This window comes from Streptomyces sp. NPDC027185 (genome assembly GCF_055567035.1).
The window spans coordinates 1-13,654 of record NZ_JBVHRF010000013.1 but is presented as its reverse complement, the minus strand read 5'-3'; the positions used below and the strand labels follow the sequence as shown (position 1 = coordinate 13,654).

17 protein-coding genes are annotated in these 13,654 nt (G+C 70.5%); 8 read left to right on the top strand and 9 right to left on the bottom strand.

Annotation, left to right across the window (positions count from 1 at the left end; all coding sequences use genetic code 11):
* Positions 1 to 141 precede the first annotated feature (141 nt).
* The 6 genes from ACZ4M8_RS29375 (at position 142) to ACZ4M8_RS29350 (ending at position 4,108) form a co-directional block, all read left to right on the top strand.
* A complete protein-coding gene (locus tag ACZ4M8_RS29375; RefSeq protein ID WP_467612912.1) occupies positions 142 to 1,128 on the top strand; it encodes a ParA family protein in 987 nt (328 codons plus the stop codon).
* Positions 1,128 to 1,481 carry a hypothetical protein gene (locus ACZ4M8_RS29370; protein WP_467612909.1) on the top strand — a complete coding sequence of 118 codons (354 nt, stop codon included), beginning with the start codon at positions 1,128 to 1,130 and terminating at the stop codon, positions 1,479 to 1,481. The genes ACZ4M8_RS29375 and ACZ4M8_RS29370 overlap by 1 nt, the downstream gene beginning before the upstream one ends.
* Before the next feature lie 141 nt (positions 1,482 to 1,622).
* The gene (locus ACZ4M8_RS29365) at positions 1,623 to 2,879 is read left to right on the top strand and encodes a site-specific integrase (RefSeq protein WP_467612907.1); all 1,257 of its coding nucleotides are present in this window, start codon (positions 1,623 to 1,625) and stop codon (positions 2,877 to 2,879) included.
* A 105-nt stretch (positions 2,880 to 2,984) separates the two neighbouring features.
* Positions 2,985 to 3,248 (top strand): hypothetical protein, encoded by a 264-nt coding sequence (locus tag ACZ4M8_RS29360; protein ID WP_467612904.1) that lies wholly within the window; start codon positions 2,985 to 2,987, stop codon positions 3,246 to 3,248.
* A 105-nt stretch (positions 3,249 to 3,353) separates the two neighbouring features.
* Positions 3,354 to 3,686, top strand: a complete 333-nt coding sequence (locus tag ACZ4M8_RS29355) for a hypothetical protein (protein WP_467612901.1) — start codon at positions 3,354 to 3,356, stop codon at positions 3,684 to 3,686.
* A 125-nt stretch (positions 3,687 to 3,811) separates the two neighbouring features.
* Complete coding sequence (locus tag ACZ4M8_RS29350) at positions 3,812 to 4,108, top strand: hypothetical protein (protein ID WP_467612898.1); 297 nt, start codon at positions 3,812 to 3,814, stop codon at positions 4,106 to 4,108.
* 137 nt (positions 4,109 to 4,245) lie between these two features.
* Here the strand turns inward: ACZ4M8_RS29350 and ACZ4M8_RS29345 are convergent, their stop codons facing one another.
* Positions 4,246 to 5,007, bottom strand: coding sequence for a hypothetical protein (locus tag ACZ4M8_RS29345; protein WP_467612895.1), 762 nt, complete (start codon positions 5,005 to 5,007; stop codon positions 4,246 to 4,248).
* 675 nt (positions 5,008 to 5,682) lie between these two features.
* Between ACZ4M8_RS29345 and ACZ4M8_RS29340 the strand changes: the two genes are divergently transcribed.
* Positions 5,683 to 6,027 (top strand): hypothetical protein, encoded by a 345-nt coding sequence (locus tag ACZ4M8_RS29340; RefSeq protein WP_467612892.1) that lies wholly within the window; start codon positions 5,683 to 5,685, stop codon positions 6,025 to 6,027.
* Positions 6,028 to 6,061: 34 nt separating this feature from the next.
* Positions 6,062 to 6,478, top strand: coding sequence for a hypothetical protein (locus ACZ4M8_RS29335; RefSeq protein WP_467612889.1), 417 nt, complete (start codon positions 6,062 to 6,064; stop codon positions 6,476 to 6,478).
* Positions 6,479 to 6,550: 72 nt separating this feature from the next.
* Here the strand turns inward: ACZ4M8_RS29335 and ACZ4M8_RS29330 are convergent, their stop codons facing one another.
* From ACZ4M8_RS29330 to ACZ4M8_RS29295, 8 genes are all read right to left on the bottom strand, one after another.
* The gene (locus tag ACZ4M8_RS29330; RefSeq protein WP_467612886.1) at positions 6,551 to 6,859 is read right to left on the bottom strand and encodes a hypothetical protein; all 309 of its coding nucleotides are present in this window, start codon (positions 6,857 to 6,859) and stop codon (positions 6,551 to 6,553) included.
* A 74-nt stretch (positions 6,860 to 6,933) separates the two neighbouring features.
* Positions 6,934 to 7,251 carry a hypothetical protein gene (locus ACZ4M8_RS29325; protein WP_467612883.1) on the bottom strand — a complete coding sequence of 106 codons (318 nt, stop codon included), beginning with the start codon at positions 7,249 to 7,251 and terminating at the stop codon, positions 6,934 to 6,936.
* 112 nt (positions 7,252 to 7,363) lie between these two features.
* Positions 7,364 to 8,755: a replicative DNA helicase gene (dnaB, locus tag ACZ4M8_RS29320; RefSeq protein WP_467612880.1), complete on the bottom strand. Its 1,392-nt coding sequence runs from the start codon at positions 8,753 to 8,755 to the stop codon at positions 7,364 to 7,366.
* 81 nt (positions 8,756 to 8,836) lie between these two features.
* Positions 8,837 to 10,123, bottom strand: a complete 1,287-nt coding sequence (locus ACZ4M8_RS29315) for a hypothetical protein (protein ID WP_467612878.1) — start codon at positions 10,121 to 10,123, stop codon at positions 8,837 to 8,839.
* Positions 10,120 to 10,281: a hypothetical protein gene (locus ACZ4M8_RS29310; RefSeq protein WP_467612875.1), complete on the bottom strand. Its 162-nt coding sequence runs from the start codon at positions 10,279 to 10,281 to the stop codon at positions 10,120 to 10,122. The genes ACZ4M8_RS29315 and ACZ4M8_RS29310 overlap by 4 nt, the downstream gene beginning before the upstream one ends.
* Positions 10,282 to 10,918: 637 nt before the next feature.
* Positions 10,919 to 11,302, bottom strand: coding sequence for a GIY-YIG nuclease family protein (locus ACZ4M8_RS29305; RefSeq protein ID WP_467612873.1), 384 nt, complete (start codon positions 11,300 to 11,302; stop codon positions 10,919 to 10,921).
* Complete coding sequence (locus tag ACZ4M8_RS29300; RefSeq protein ID WP_467612870.1) at positions 11,303 to 12,133, bottom strand: hypothetical protein; 831 nt, start codon at positions 12,131 to 12,133, stop codon at positions 11,303 to 11,305.
* 13 nt (positions 12,134 to 12,146) lie between these two features.
* Complete coding sequence (locus tag ACZ4M8_RS29295; RefSeq protein ID WP_467612867.1) at positions 12,147 to 13,070, bottom strand: sigma-70 family RNA polymerase sigma factor; 924 nt, start codon at positions 13,068 to 13,070, stop codon at positions 12,147 to 12,149.
* Positions 13,071 to 13,654 lie beyond the last annotated feature (584 nt).

Below are 13,654 nucleotides of genomic sequence, written 5' to 3'. Positions count from 1 at the left end.
GACGTTTGACCCGTTGGACCCAACGGGCCGAACAGCGGTTTTCCTGCAGGTATGCCGAGGCAGGAAAGGACGGCGCGGCCTCGGGCGGTACGGTCAGGGCGTGAACCGTAGAGCCCCGGAGTCCGGCCGACGAGGAGCAGTATGTCCATGACCGTGCTGGAGCAGCTGTCCAGCTCCTCCCCGCAGCTGGACGTCGTACGCGACTGGCGTATCGACGAGCTGATCCCGTTCCTGGACGAGCCGCAGGAAGCGATCGAGGCCGCGATCGCGAAGCTGCTGAACTACCGCGACGACGTCCGCCCGCAGATGTACGTACCGCCGGGCTACACGGTCCCGCCGGCACCCCTGGCTGGCCACCGCACCTATGTGGTGGTCAATCAGAAGGGCGGCGCGGGCAAGACCACGACCTCGGTCGAGCTCGCGGCGGCCTGGGTGGCGATGGGCTACACGGTCCGCATCATCGACGCCGACCCGCAGGACGCCTCGGTCACCCGGGCCTGGATGCTGCCGAACTTCGACGGCGTCCCGGAGAAGGAGCGCTACACCCTCGCCGACGTCCTCTACGGACGCCAGCCCCTGGACGAGTGCACGTACGAGACGGCCGTGAAGGGCCTCTACCTCGTACCGTCCTTCGAAGACCTCAAGCACGTCGAGTTCGACGGCCGGGCCGCCCGCGACCAGATGCTGCGCGCCGCCATCCGCCGCTCGACGGTGCCGGTGGACATCACGATCATCGACGCGCCGCCCGCGCTGGGGAAGCTGAGCATCAACGGCCTGGTGGCCGCCGACCAGGTCATCCTGCCGATGCAGGTGAGCGCCCTGGACGCGAAGGCGCTGCTTGACCTGAAGCGGACGATCGAGGGGGTGCAGAACGTGGAGAACCCCGATCTGGTCGTCGCGGCCGGTGTGATGACGAACTGGAACAAGAGCAACCTGGTCCCGCAGATTGCCGCCACGATCCGCCGGGACTACCCGGGCGCCATCGTCGCGCCCGCCCGCCGCAACGTGAAGGCGGCGGCCGCCCCCGCGCGAGGGCTCCCCCTGCGGGCCCTGGACCCGAAGGCCACGACCGCACTCGACTACGCCCAGCTCGCCCACCTCCTCCTGCCTGCGAAGGAAGCTGCCTGATGCCCAAGATCGGATCTGGAAACGGGACCGGCAATCAGCCCCCGGCGCACCCCGGCCCCAGCTCGGTCGGTGGCAGCGGCATCCTCGGCAACCTGATCGGAGGAGGACGGCCCCCCGGCGGCAAGAGCAAGGTGCCGGCCTACGTCCGCAACGACCTCCTCGACCGGCTGCGCAACACCGTCGTCGGCCTCCAGCGCGACCCCAACGTCGACGTCCCGCCCCTGTCGCTGTCGTCCTTCGTCGAGGCCGCGATCGAGTCGGCCATCGCGGAGGTGGAGGCGGAGTACAACAGCGGCCGCCCGTACCCGCCCAGGCCGCACGCCAGGCTCAAGACGGGCCCGCCCATCGCCTGAGCATCCGCCTCGAAGGCCCCGCCGCACCGTCGGCGGGGCCTTCTTCTGTGCAGGTCATAACCAGTTAGGCGCGTTAGGCCCAACAGGTCTAGAGGGGCGCCCCGGGCCGTGCGGCCGGCGCGGCCTGGATACCGTGCGGGCATGACGACCGACGTCCTCGACGAGCTGCCCGATCTCCGGCGGGCGGTCGACGGCGCTTGCCAGGCGGCCACCTCCGAGGCCCGCTGCCGACAGATCCGGGCCCACGCCCGCGAGCTGATCCGCGCCCTGCACCACCCCGACCACCCGCACACCGCCGACGACGACCTGGCGGACATCCTCGGCCGGGACTCCCTCCAGGAGTACGAGCGCCTGGCCCTCGCCGGCCAGCTGCGCGCCCGCGGCGGCGTTCGGCCCACCACCGAGGCGACCGCCCTGATCCGCTCCGGCGTCATGGCCCTGCTCCAGGCGCAACTCGGACTGCCGGTCATCCACCTCCGCGCCCTGGAGACGATCCCCGGCAAGGAGCCCGTCGACGTCGCCCGCCGCGAGCAGCTGCGCGCATCCCTGCAGACCGTCGCCGACCGCATCGGCCGCCGCACCCACTGGACCGTCGACGGCGGCCTGCTCACCCCCGACATCTCCAGCCGCGTCCGGATGCTCGCGATGGCCGCGGTCGTCCTCGACACCGGCGCCCGCGTCGGCGAGCTGTGCGCCCTGCGCCTGGAAGACCTGTCCCCTGCCCTGGAGGAGGTCCGCATCGTGCGCCGTCCGCAGCGGGCACGCCCCGGCAGCCCGGTCACCGTCGAGGCGTGCCCCCTGCGCCGCTCGACCCAGGCCGCGCTGCAGCGCTACCTCCTGGTGCGCCGCCTGCTGATGACCGCGGTCACCGGCGGCGCGGACGCCCTATGGGTCTCCGTACGAGCCAACCACGGCGGGGCCGGCGGCGAAGACGGCCCCGGCCCCCGCCCACCCGGCACACCACTGCGCCCGCGCGGCGTCGCCCGTGCCTACACCGCGACGGTCGACGCCGTGAACGCTGCGCTGGCCGGTACCGAGGGCTGGACACCGCTGCCGACCCGCATGGAGCAGCTGCGCCGCGGCGTCGATGTCGACTCGCACTACATCCCGCAGCGCCCCGATCGGTGCTTCACCGACCTCGCCATGGCCCGCTTGGATCAGGCAGCCCGCGCACTTGCCGCCCTGCCCGACCTGCGCTCCTCCACGTCGGCCGGCCGCGCTGCCCGCGACAGGGCCCGCCATGCCCTGCTGCAGGCGTGGCGCGGCGGCGTCCGGCACCAGGTGCAGCTGGGCGCCCTCGCGGATGCCGGACTGCTCGCCTACGACATCCCCCGCACCGGGTGGGACCCCGAGCTGCTGCGTGCCCTCGACCGCGCCGCGAGCCCGGCGGCGCCATAGACCCGTTAGCCCCAACAGGTCTGATGCGGCCTCACCTCCTCTGGCGGCGATTCGGCCACTGTCGGCATATGGGTTGATCATGAGGAGAAGGAGCCAGAAGGCGCGGTGTTCCTGCGCATCCTCGCGGCGGCGATGATCCGAGACAAGGCCAACTACAGCGCCAGCCGGATCACCTCCTGGAGGGCATCGCACGAGGCCAGAAAGGCCGCCAAGGAAGCGCACGAGTACGCGGACCTCGGGAAGGACCCGGTCGCCCTGGAGTACCTCACCCGGGAACTCACGGTGCAACTGGCGGACGCAACGCTCCGCCTCACCGAGCAGGCCAAGGCCATGGCTGGCGATTTCGCCAAGTACAACCGGCTCCCCTGAGTGTGGATGCATATTTGTTGGCCAACTCAGTATTGACGCGCCAAGTTTGAGTTGGCATTCTTGTGGGTGTCGGGCAGGGAGTTCGACACCCACAGGAGGCCCATCGTGACCGAGATCGCCCGCATCGCCGCCGTCGAGACCGCCGCCGACCGCCACGGCAACGTCGCCGCCGACGAGGCGCTCGACGCCCTCGCCCCGGCCGCGGCCGCTGCCCTGCGCCTGCTCGCCGACGCCATCCGCCGCGGCACCGACCACGACGACGTCGTAGAGGCCCTCAAGCAGGCCGGCGTGCACAACGCCTTCGCCGACGTCCTCGACGCCGCCTCCTGCGCGGTGACGGGCGAGATGGAGGACCCGTACGAATTCGACGCGAGCCTGCACGCCGACAACCTCTCGGCCGCCGCCAGCGACGTCCGCGATGCCTTCCGCTGGCTTTAACCGAAAGGCCAGCCCAACCACTGTCAGACCTATTGGACCTAATGGGTCTGATGTTCGTCAGGGCCTCCGGCTCCACGCCCGGAGGCAACGACTGGGCCTGAATGCCCACCACCTACGGAGGACGTATGGGATCTGCAGACCGCTGGCCGGACCTCACCGGCAAGACCTGGGCACACAAGGTCTCCACTGAGATGACGGACGACGAGGTGAACGACGCGCGAGCGGCCTTCGCTGCCGTTGGCCGCAACGACTACGAGGGCGAATGGCTCCGCCGCCACGGACTCCCGGAGGACTACGGTGACCGTCCCCGCTGCCTGGACTGCAACGGTGACGACCTCACGTCGTGGCGCTCCGACAGGGACCCGCACCTCGCCCGCGTGAGCTGTGGCGAATGCGGCCACGCCTGGAAAGAAGAGGCGTGACCGTGTACCGAAGGGACCAGGCCAAAGCCTGTTGGCCCTGTTGGCCCTAACGGGGCCAACAGGGCAGGAAGCGTCAATCGATCAAGCCCCCGTCCGCGAATCGCGGACGGGGGCTTTTGGTAGCCCGGCTGCAGAGCTCAGGAACCCTGCTGGGCGCCCAGCCCGGAGTCGGGGGCGGGTAGGCCGTGGCGCGCGGCGATCAGCTCGTCGAGGAGCGCGAGGACCTCATTGTGGAGGGCGGTGGCGGTCAGAGGGTGTGACGCCTCGGCGCTGGGCGGAGGGCCGAAGGTGAGGACGGGCCGCAGGCCGCGGAGCCGGGCGGCGAGGCCGGGGCCGTCCAGGTGCTCGGCCCAGTTCGTCAGCTCGACGGCGGGCGCGGCGAGGGCGAGGTCGGGCCAGGTGTCGTTGAACGTGGCGAGGTCGTGGACGGCTTCGCGCAGGCGGCGCTCGTTGGCGCGGCACCAGTCGTCACCGGCGCGGTCGCGGGCGCGGGCGGCGCGCAGCTGGTCGGGGTAGCGGTCGGCACCGTGGCTGGCGGCGCCGCGCTCCAGGCGGACGGCGCGGGATTCCGCGCTGGTGCGGGAGGAGAGTCCGAGGGCGGTGGCGATCTGCTGCCAGGAGCCGTCGCGGGACCGGGCGGCGCGGGTCAGGTCGCGCTCCAGGACGTCGAGGTCGGCGCGCGCCTGGTCGAGCTGGGTGAGGGCGGCGAGGACGTCCTCCAGCGGTACGTCCGCCGGTTCGGCGCCGTCGGCCTGGCCGTAACCGTCGGCGGCCGCGCGGACCGCGTGCATGGCGCGGACGGGGTCGTGCCATGCACGGCCGGCGCCGTAACGGTCGCGGAGGAGGTCCTGGGCGTTGCGGAGCTGCTGCTCGCGTACCTCGGGGTCGATCTTCGCCATGGCGGGCAGCCTGCCACCCCACGCCCTATGTCCGCGAATCACGGACGGGGCGTGTCTGCCCGTCCGCGCACCTCGGCTCGGCCGTTCTCGAGTGACACCGGCCGCGCGGCGGTGGCACCTCCTTCCTGATCATGCAGAACATGACCGAGAAGGGGCCCAGCGGGGCCCAGGAGGGCCTGCGGCGCCCGCCGGACCCGCTTGGGCCTTGATCGCCCCCGAGGGCCGTACGCGGCCTCTCAGGGGCGCGAGGTTCTGTTCTTGTGGTCGCCGCGCGTAGCGCGTCTGTTTGCTGTGACCCGCAGGTGTTCACGGGCGGACGGCCCGCGCGGCGCCCCGGCACCCTGGCGGGTGCCGGGGCGCCGCCCCATCCAGAGCTATTAACAGGCCTAGGCGCTCATTACTCACCGGTCCTGGCGCGTCCATGACCTGCAGACTCCGGGCTCTCCCTCGCAGTCCCAGCCGGTCACCGACGCCGCATTCTGCACAGGGAGCCACGCCCGCGAGGCGGCGCCGGGAGGGTGAGGGGTGCTCTGACCTGGGGTGTTGGGTGCGACGCGCGCCCAACACCCCAGGTTCGGCGCGGGCAGCCTGGGCCTGTTAATGGCGGGTGGGCGCCGGGCCGCCGTGCGGGCGCCCGGCGTGGCATCCGCCGGCGGACGGGAGGAGGCTGGAGACATGGGCAGGAGACACATCCGCCGGTGCGACCAGTGCGGCACCGAGCTGCCCGACGGCAGCAGGCGCTCGCGCCGGTACTGCGGCCCGGCCTGCCGCACCAGGGCCTGGCGGGTGTCCCGCGCCCGCGAGGCCGCGATCGAGGCCGGCGGCCAGGCGCTCCAGGCCCTCATCGAGGGACGCCCCCACCCGTGGCCGCGCTTCCGCTGCCCCGAGTGCGGCGACACCTGGTACGCCGCCGACACCCCCCTCGGAACCCGCAAGCGGTCGGACAGCCGCTGGTGCTCACCGAGGTGCCGGACCCGGGCATGGCGCCGGCGCTCGCGTTCAGCAGCCGTCACACGGTGACGCCTATGTGTGACGCGAACGGCCGGAGAACCCCGTGACGACGGAACTGCTGCGGGAGGCGGCGGCCGCACTGCGGCGCCGCGCCACCGAGGCCGCGGCCTCCCCCGACGAACGGTGGACAGTGGACCAGGACGACGACGGCGCCCTCGTCCTCGCCGGCTACCTGCCGGAGGACGTCGCCCCCGACGGCACCGTGGGCGGCGGCACCCTGGCCTCCTTCGCCTACCCGGGCAACCCGGACCGGGCCACCCACGCCCGCGCCCTGGCGGCGGCCGCCCACATGGCCGCGCTCGACCCGCCGGCCGCCACCGCCCTCGCCGCCTGGCTGGAGACCACAGCCACCCTCGAAGAACAGGCCGAACGCCTCGGCGACGTCGACGGTGCGGCGCCGCTCGTCCGCCCGGCGGCCCGCTTCGCCCGCGCCTACCTGCGCACGCCGCCGGCCCGGTGAACGACGGTGGCTCGGCGCCGGTCGGCCCGACGGCTCCCGCCCCCGGTACCAGCCGCGCGGCACGGTGCCCCGTCAGCCCCAGGGGTGGTCTTCCAGGCTCCCGAGAAGCCGCTGGATCGACGCCACGTCCCGCCGGATCGCATCCGTCCAGGGCCTCACGTCCTTGCGGTGCTCCGCCACGGGGTCCATCCACTCGTCGTGCGGAGACAGCCTGTCGAAGCCGAGGGAATCGTTGGGGTTGTCCCGCCACTCCGCGGTCGCCTCGCCGTCCCCCCAGGCCATGAACCACCGGTCCTCACCGGGCCATTTGACAGCGACGGCCTGCTCGTACCGATGGATGCGGATCTGCGGGTGCCGGCTCTCCGGCTGCTCTTGTGCCACGCCGCCTCATCATGCCGCTTCCGCCCGTACCGCGACGCCGGTCTCCCAGGCCCCGCACGGCCGGGCCGACCCTGTCACTCCCCCGCCGGGGAGCGCGGCGCGGCGGCCCCGACCCACATCCACGGCCACTCGCGGATGTGCCCGAGGATCTTCTCCGCGGGCACCTCGATGTCCCGCGCCTGCCCGGCCTCCATGACGGACAGCAGCAGCCGCACGTAGTCGACGTCCCAGGTGACCGCCGTGTACGGCCGGCCGTCGTCGTCGAGCGCCAGGAGGAAGCCGTACCCCCCGGCGGTCGGCTCCAACCCGGCCACCGCGCACAGCGCCAGGTAGCCCGCGGGCCCGTGGAAGTCGGCTTCGGTGGCGAGCATCGCCCCATGGATGGTGATCACATCGTCCTCGTCTCGGTCGGGCCGCCCGCGGCGGCGCAGGTACACGAAGAGGCTCCGCCGGTGTCCCGACGGAGCCTCAAAGGGTTCGAATATTCGAATATTTGATCTATTTTCAGGTGGCGGCCATGTCCACGAACCGGGAGTAATGCCCCTGGAACGCCACCGTGACCGTGGCCGTCGGCCCGTTGCGGTGCTTGGCGACGATCAGATCGGCCTCGCCGGCGCGAGGGGACTCCTTCTCGTAGGCATCCTCGCGGTGCAGCAGGATGACCATGTCCGCGTCCTGCTCGATGGCCCCGGACTCCCGCAGGTCCGAGAGGACCGGCCGCTTCTCGGTCCGCTGCTCGGGCCCGCGGTTGAGCTGGGAGAGCGCGATGACCGGGATCTCCAGCTCCTTGGCCAGCAGCTTGAGGTTCCGCGACATCTCGGAGACTTCCTGCTGGCGGCTCTCTGCCCGCCGGGAACCGCCGCCCTGCATCAACTGGAGGTAGTCCACGACCAGCAGGTCCAGCCCTCCCTTGGTCTGCTTGATCCTGCGGGCGCGGGAGCGGATCTCCAGGCACGTCAGGTTCGGGGAGTCGTCGACGATGAAGTCCGCCGCCTCGATGCTGGGGGTGCGGTTGACCATCTTCGTCAGGTCGCTCTCGCTGACCGTCCCCGCGGTGATGTGGTGCAGGGCCACCTGGCACTCGGCGCTGTAGAGCCGGTTGGTGATCTCCGCCCGGCCCATCTCCAGTGAGAAGAACGCCGCCGTCTTGCCGTTCGCGAGGGAGGCGGCGCGGGCGAAGTCCAGGGCGAGGGTCGACTTGCCCATGGCCGGGCGAGCACCGACGACGATGAGCTGGCCGGGCTTGAAGCCGCCGGTCAGCGCATCGAGGTCAAGGAAGCCGGTGGGCAGACCGTCCATCGTCCCCGTGCCCTTCATCCGGGCATCCAGGCGGTCCCAGAATCCCGGGACGTCCTCGCGGACGTAGGCGTAGCCGGCGGACTGCTCCCGGGTCGCCAGGGCGTCGAGGACCTCGGCCTCCACCGTGCTGCGGACCTCGTCGATCTCGCCCTCGCCGGAGTAGGCGGCCTGCGCGATCCGCACGCTGGCCTCGATGAGGCGGCGGCGCACCGCGTGCTCATGGACAATCTCGGCGTAGTACTCCGCGTTGGCCGCCGTCGGCACGGACTGGACCAGGTCGTGCAGGTAGGAGGCGCCGCCGACCTTGGCGATGTCGCCGCGCTTGGTCAGCTCCGCGGCAACCGTGATCGGGTCGACCGGCTCCCCCTTGCCGTACAGGTAGAGGATCGCGGCCTGGATCGTCTCGTGCGCCGGACGGTAGTAGTCGCGCTGCTGCAGCGGGGTGTCGAGGACGTCGGCGATCGCGTCCTTGCTCAGCAGTTGGCCGCCGAGCACGGACTGCTCCGCGGCGACGTCGTTCGGCGGGACACGGTCGAAGCCGTGCTGGGAGGGGCCGACCTGGTCGTCAGGGGCGGTGTGGGGTGCGACGATAGACATGCGGATCTCCTAGTGAGGTTCTTCTGTGGCGGCCGGTTCTTAGCGGGAGCGGCCGCCACAGGCGTTTGCGGAACGATCGGGTCAGACGGACTGACCGGCACGCAGCCGGGCCAGCAGCCCGGCGCCGTCGACGGAGGCGGGCTGAGAGTCGCCGCGCTGCTGCCGGTCGCGCTCGGCCATACGGCACCGAGGGCAGTCACCGGCCTCGAAGGTCGGGTGCTGCTCGCACCGCGCCGGGCCCGCCGGACGGCCGGGACGCTGGCCAGGCACCGCGGGCTGCGGAGCCTCGGGCCAGGTCAGCGCGTCCTCCAGCACCTTCCAGGTCGGCTTCGCCCGGCCCATCCACTCGGCCACCCGGCACAGGTGGTCCAGCTGATGGCCAGCAGCAACGAGGCCGGGCACCTCCGCAGCGATGGCGGCCGCGCGCCTCGGCAGGCTCTGACGTCCCCCGGCCCTCATGCCAGTAGCCCACGCCTCGACAACAGCGGTCACCGAGGAATCAGCAGCAGACGGAGGGAAGGCGGCGGTTTTCGGCGAAGCCGACTTCCTCTCTCCTCGCTTGCCAGCCTGGGCCTCAGCTGCGTTGGCCAGATGCTCTGAGGCAGACCGGACGGGAGAGAGAGGTTGGTCTAGTTGATGTTGGTCTCGTTCAACCCCCTGCGCAGGGGGTACGGGACCCCCTGCGCAGGGGGTACGTACCCCCTGCGCAGGGGGTACGGGCTGACCTGCGGTTTTCTGAATCGCCGCAGGTCGTGCCGTACCCCCTGCGCAGGGGGTACGGAAGTCGGAGAGGTGCGGCGCCACGAACAGTTCGATGGGCGGCATCGCGGCCTTCGCCTTCTTCGCGGCGGCGCGGCTCTTAGAGACCTTGTCGCAGTGGGCCTTGAGGGCGGTGCGGACAGCCGTCAGCCACTGGTCGAACTGGGCCTCACGTTCCTTGCGGGCCTCGGGGAGCTCGCCCTTCGGGCCGCGGTTGAGTGCGTACCACTCACTCGTCGATCGCGCGCCAGTGTGGGAGGCCGGCGGTGTCTGATGGACGATGTACCGATTCCGGCGGACCAGGCCGACCATCGTGCGCACGACCTCAATCGCGCCGATGACTTCCAGCTGCAGCATGAACTTCGACACGTTCTCCGGCTTCTTCAACTGGAGGATCCGCGCCAGTGTGGCCAGGCCCGGCCAGACCTCGGTGTCGCTGCGCTCGCTGGTGTTGATGTGGGCGGACAGGCCCCAGTACAGGGTCCGGGCGTCGGAGTCCACGCCGGAGAACAGCACCCAGTCGCCGAGCTGGCTGAACGGGGCGCGTCGGCCGAGGGTGACCTCAAGGGTCTCGTCGAGGTCGTTCGGGTTGATCGGCTGGCGGGTCATCGGGCCACCGCCTCGGCGGCCGATACGGATGCGGTGGTGTACGTGGCGAAGCGGACACCGGCTGCGGGCGGCGGGCAGACCTTGATCACGGCGCCGTCGTACGCGGCCGCAGACGGTACCAGCGCGGACTTCGCGGAGGCGGGGAGGGGACAGTGCATGGGGTGCGATCTCTCCGGAGGGGGTAGAGAGCCGCACGTCGGCGATCATCACCAGGTAACTGGGCGGGTACGCGAGCGGTGCTGCGTGAAGTCCGTCTGGGCGGTTACCCTGCTGATGGTGACCGGGCCCGATGGGTCGGGAGCCCGGCATCAGCCGACGTACGACTCAGGAGCTGTGGCTTGCAGGGCCGGTGGACTGAGTCAGGTTGTGAAGGTCGAGGGCCGCTCCTGTTGGCGCAGGGGCGGCCCTCGGCGTTACGGGGCGCGAGCGGTCATGACGACCATGGTGGAGTCCTTCCGCCGGTTTCCGAAACCGGTGATGAGCTGGTATGACGCGTGGTTGCACCCGGCGATCGTGCCGGACGGCGTCGTCGTGTTGTACCGAGTTCCGGGCGCGGATACTCCCCGGTCCCGTTCTCCGGGAGAGAACTTGCGGGCGGAAGCGTCCCGCCACGCGGGAAGAACGGGGCGTCGACGGCGTATCGCCGTGTCCCGCTGGCCCACGGTCAGTGGGTACGCGTAGCCTGCAACGCATCGCAGGCACCTCCCATCAGGTGCTTGGTCCGACGCCGCCGACCACCACAACCGGCGAGCGCGACCGGCAGGCCCCCGCGGGGGCCTGTTCGCGTTTCGCGGGTCATCTTCCTCCCTCCTCGGTTTCATGGGGGCAGCCTGCGACTTCTGGGTGTGTCGGGGCGGCTGGTGGATCATCCGGGAACCAGTCGAGGTGGGCCTGGGTCAGCGGTTCGGCAGCCGGGCTCGGCTTCCGGAGCTGTTTCAGAGCCGCGTCAACTCGCTCGACGGGCGTCGCGCCAAGGTCAAACCACTCGCCATGCCTCCGGTCCTCGACGAACTGAGCGTGAAGACGAGTCTCCGTCTCCTGCCCGCCGGGCCAAGTGGCGAGGAGGGATAGAGCCAGCGGAGAGCCAGCCTGCAGGTCGGCAAGACGACGTTCGGGCGTCCGGCTGTGCCCGATCTTCACCAGCGGAGAGCCATCAGCGCCGATGAGGTAGACGCTCATCTAATCCTCGCCCTTCGGCACGGACGAGATCTTGTTGACGTACGCGGCGGTGGCGTCGTCCGAGCGCTTGAACCGGGGCCACCTCTCGCCCACTGGATCGGCGAGTTCGGCTTCGCGGGTGCGGTCGATCAGCGCGGCCGGCCCCTCCGTACGCAGGAGCGTGAGCAGCTCCTCCCAGGTGAGAGCGTCGAAAGAGTCGACGAGGCGGCTGGCGCCGTCGGTGAGCAATGCGGCCTGCTGCACCCTCGCGAGTTCCACGGAGCCGGTGATCGCTTCGGCGGCGGCGGCCGGGTCGGTGGCCGCGACCCAGTAGCCGCCTGGCTTGTTCCGGAGACGTCGCTGGACGCTGACGAGCTGGGACACGCGGGCAGCGTGCTCGGGCGTCCCAGTAGGTCCCTGAAGGGCGGCCTGCATCTCCTTGGCTGCGACCTCTTCCACCCGCTTGTCGACGATCGTGCTGATGCCGTCCGTCCCCAGGTCCAGGACCAGGACGTTGTCGGAGAGCACCAGGTAGTCGAGGACGTCGCCGCGCTCGCGGATCATCACCACGGTCGAGGCCGGCACCGCCTCCTGGTCGAGGTCACAGGTATCGCGGTGTAGCTCGTTGACCTCGGTGATGGCGCTGCGGAGGGCGTCCTGGAGGGATACCTCGTCGTCGCCGATCAGGTTGATCAGGGTGGTGCCGAGCTGTCGTACGAACCATGGGGTGCCGTGAACGCACCCCATGGGCAGATCCTTCGGGGCGGACAGGCCGTCCAGCACGACCACACCAGTGGGGCTCACGTGGACCGTGTCCTCGTTCGTGGCGCCCACACCGTGGGTCGATGCCATGGATACCTGCACGTCAGGCCCCTTCCGGGCGGTAGAACGGCGTGATGCGCTCGCTGGAGGTGATCTCCAGCGTGTCGGGGTCGAACGTGCTGGAGATGAGGGTCGAGAACCGCTTCGCCTTGAGCTCACGGTGGGCGTTGGCCAGCTCCTGGTTGAGCCAGTGGACGACACCGCCGGAGCCGCGGGCGTGGACGCCCGCGATGTAGAGGAAGGTGCCCTGACCGTCGGGGCGAGGGAGCCGGCTGAAGTACGCGATGTCGCTGTTCTCGCCGCGGTCCATCGGTGAGCGGTAGATCTCGCCGGTGTTCCGGTCGGTGAGGAACCAGCCCGCCTCGTCCTTGTCGAACCGGAGGTGAGGGTCGCCTTCGAGGATCTGCTCGATCAGAGGGGACAGACGAGGTCCGCAGATCACCACCAGGTTGTTGCGGTTGAGCCGGACGTTGCCACCCAGCGGAATCCGCTCGAAGGTGATCTCCAGGCCGACCTCCTCGGCCAGCTCCCGCAGGTGCTCGTAGGTCTGGACGTCCTCCGTGGCGATCACGGGGCCCTGGACCGGCTTTTCGCTGCCGTCCTTGAGCCGGCCGTCCTCCAGCTTCTCGGCAAGCGCCACGATGACCTTGCCAGAGCCGAGAAAGAGCCGCTCGGGCGGCGCTCCCTTGGCGAGCTGGCTCACTCGTCCCTTGCTGATGCCCAGCTCCGCCGCGAGCTGGGTGCTGTTCAGCTTTCCCACCCGCAGGGTCTCGTTCATCGCCTCGTTGCGTACGGCTTGGAACTCGTTCCCGTAGTCCTGCGCCCGGCTGACGAGGCTATGGGCCGCCTTGGCCCGCTCCAGCGGGTCGGACAACTCCTTCAACTGGGACAACGTGATGTCGAAAGCCGCGTCGATCTGCCCCTGCAGTGAGGGGGACGTCGCCGCATCGAGCCGTTCCTGTTCCATTCGTGCCTCCCTTCGTGGGGTCATGTTTACCTCACTAAACGGCATGAGTTCAAGGCTGTTGACTCGAAGTGGAGAGTCGCCCTATGGTTTCGGTGCGCCGCTGGTTTAGTTCGCTAAATCAGGTCGTCGCGCTAGCTATACCTGCACTTCAAGCGTCATTTGGCGGCTCTGATACGGCCCGCGAGGGCTTAGGTCGGATGGCCGCTCGTTCCTTGAGAACTCCACAGTGGACTGAATTTCGGGCCGCGGCGCCCCTGCCGTCATTACGACGAGATGACCCTCTCGCCAGCGGTTTTCCGCTGGCGAGGTCTTGAGCGGGGGGTTGGCCGCACGGCAGCCCGAGAGCGGGATAGAGGGCCCCAGGGGTGGGGCCGGGGTGCGATTCCCTGCCCGCTCACCGCGCCGCCAAGACGGCGCGACCCCCGACGACGAGCGCCCGAAGGGCGCAACGGCGGTGCAACGCCGTGTCGCGGGGGTCCACGGATCAACAACTAGGAGCCGATCCGCATGAGCATCATCGCAGCTGCTGCTGTACCCCTGCGCCCCTGGGCTGTTGTCGACGCGGTCGACGCGGTCGACGACAT

Excerpts from the sequence above, each read along its gene's own strand:
- ACZ4M8_RS29365 (WP_467612907.1), top strand. The coding sequence starts at position 1,623 with ATGACGACCGACGTCCTCGACGAGCTGCCCGATCTCCGGCGGGCGGTC.
- ACZ4M8_RS29295 (WP_467612867.1), bottom strand. The coding sequence starts at position 13,070 with ATGGAACAGGAACGGCTCGATGCGGCGACGTCCCCCTCACTGCAGGGG.
- ACZ4M8_RS29370 (WP_467612909.1), top strand. The coding sequence starts at position 1,128 with ATGCCCAAGATCGGATCTGGAAACGGGACCGGCAATCAGCCCCCGGCG.
- ACZ4M8_RS29340 (WP_467612892.1), top strand. The coding sequence starts at position 5,683 with ATGGGCAGGAGACACATCCGCCGGTGCGACCAGTGCGGCACCGAGCTG.
- ACZ4M8_RS29300 (WP_467612870.1), bottom strand. The coding sequence starts at position 12,133 with ATGGCATCGACCCACGGTGTGGGCGCCACGAACGAGGACACGGTCCAC.
- ACZ4M8_RS29350 (WP_467612898.1), top strand. The coding sequence starts at position 3,812 with ATGGGATCTGCAGACCGCTGGCCGGACCTCACCGGCAAGACCTGGGCA.
- ACZ4M8_RS29305 (WP_467612873.1), bottom strand. The coding sequence starts at position 11,302 with ATGAGCGTCTACCTCATCGGCGCTGATGGCTCTCCGCTGGTGAAGATC.
- ACZ4M8_RS29310 (WP_467612875.1), bottom strand. The coding sequence starts at position 10,281 with ATGCACTGTCCCCTCCCCGCCTCCGCGAAGTCCGCGCTGGTACCGTCT.
- dnaB (WP_467612880.1), bottom strand. The coding sequence starts at position 8,755 with ATGTCTATCGTCGCACCCCACACCGCCCCTGACGACCAGGTCGGCCCC.
- ACZ4M8_RS29315 (WP_467612878.1), bottom strand. The coding sequence starts at position 10,123 with ATGACCCGCCAGCCGATCAACCCGAACGACCTCGACGAGACCCTTGAG.
- ACZ4M8_RS29345 (WP_467612895.1), bottom strand. The coding sequence starts at position 5,007 with ATGGCGAAGATCGACCCCGAGGTACGCGAGCAGCAGCTCCGCAACGCC.
- ACZ4M8_RS29375 (WP_467612912.1), top strand. The coding sequence starts at position 142 with ATGTCCATGACCGTGCTGGAGCAGCTGTCCAGCTCCTCCCCGCAGCTG.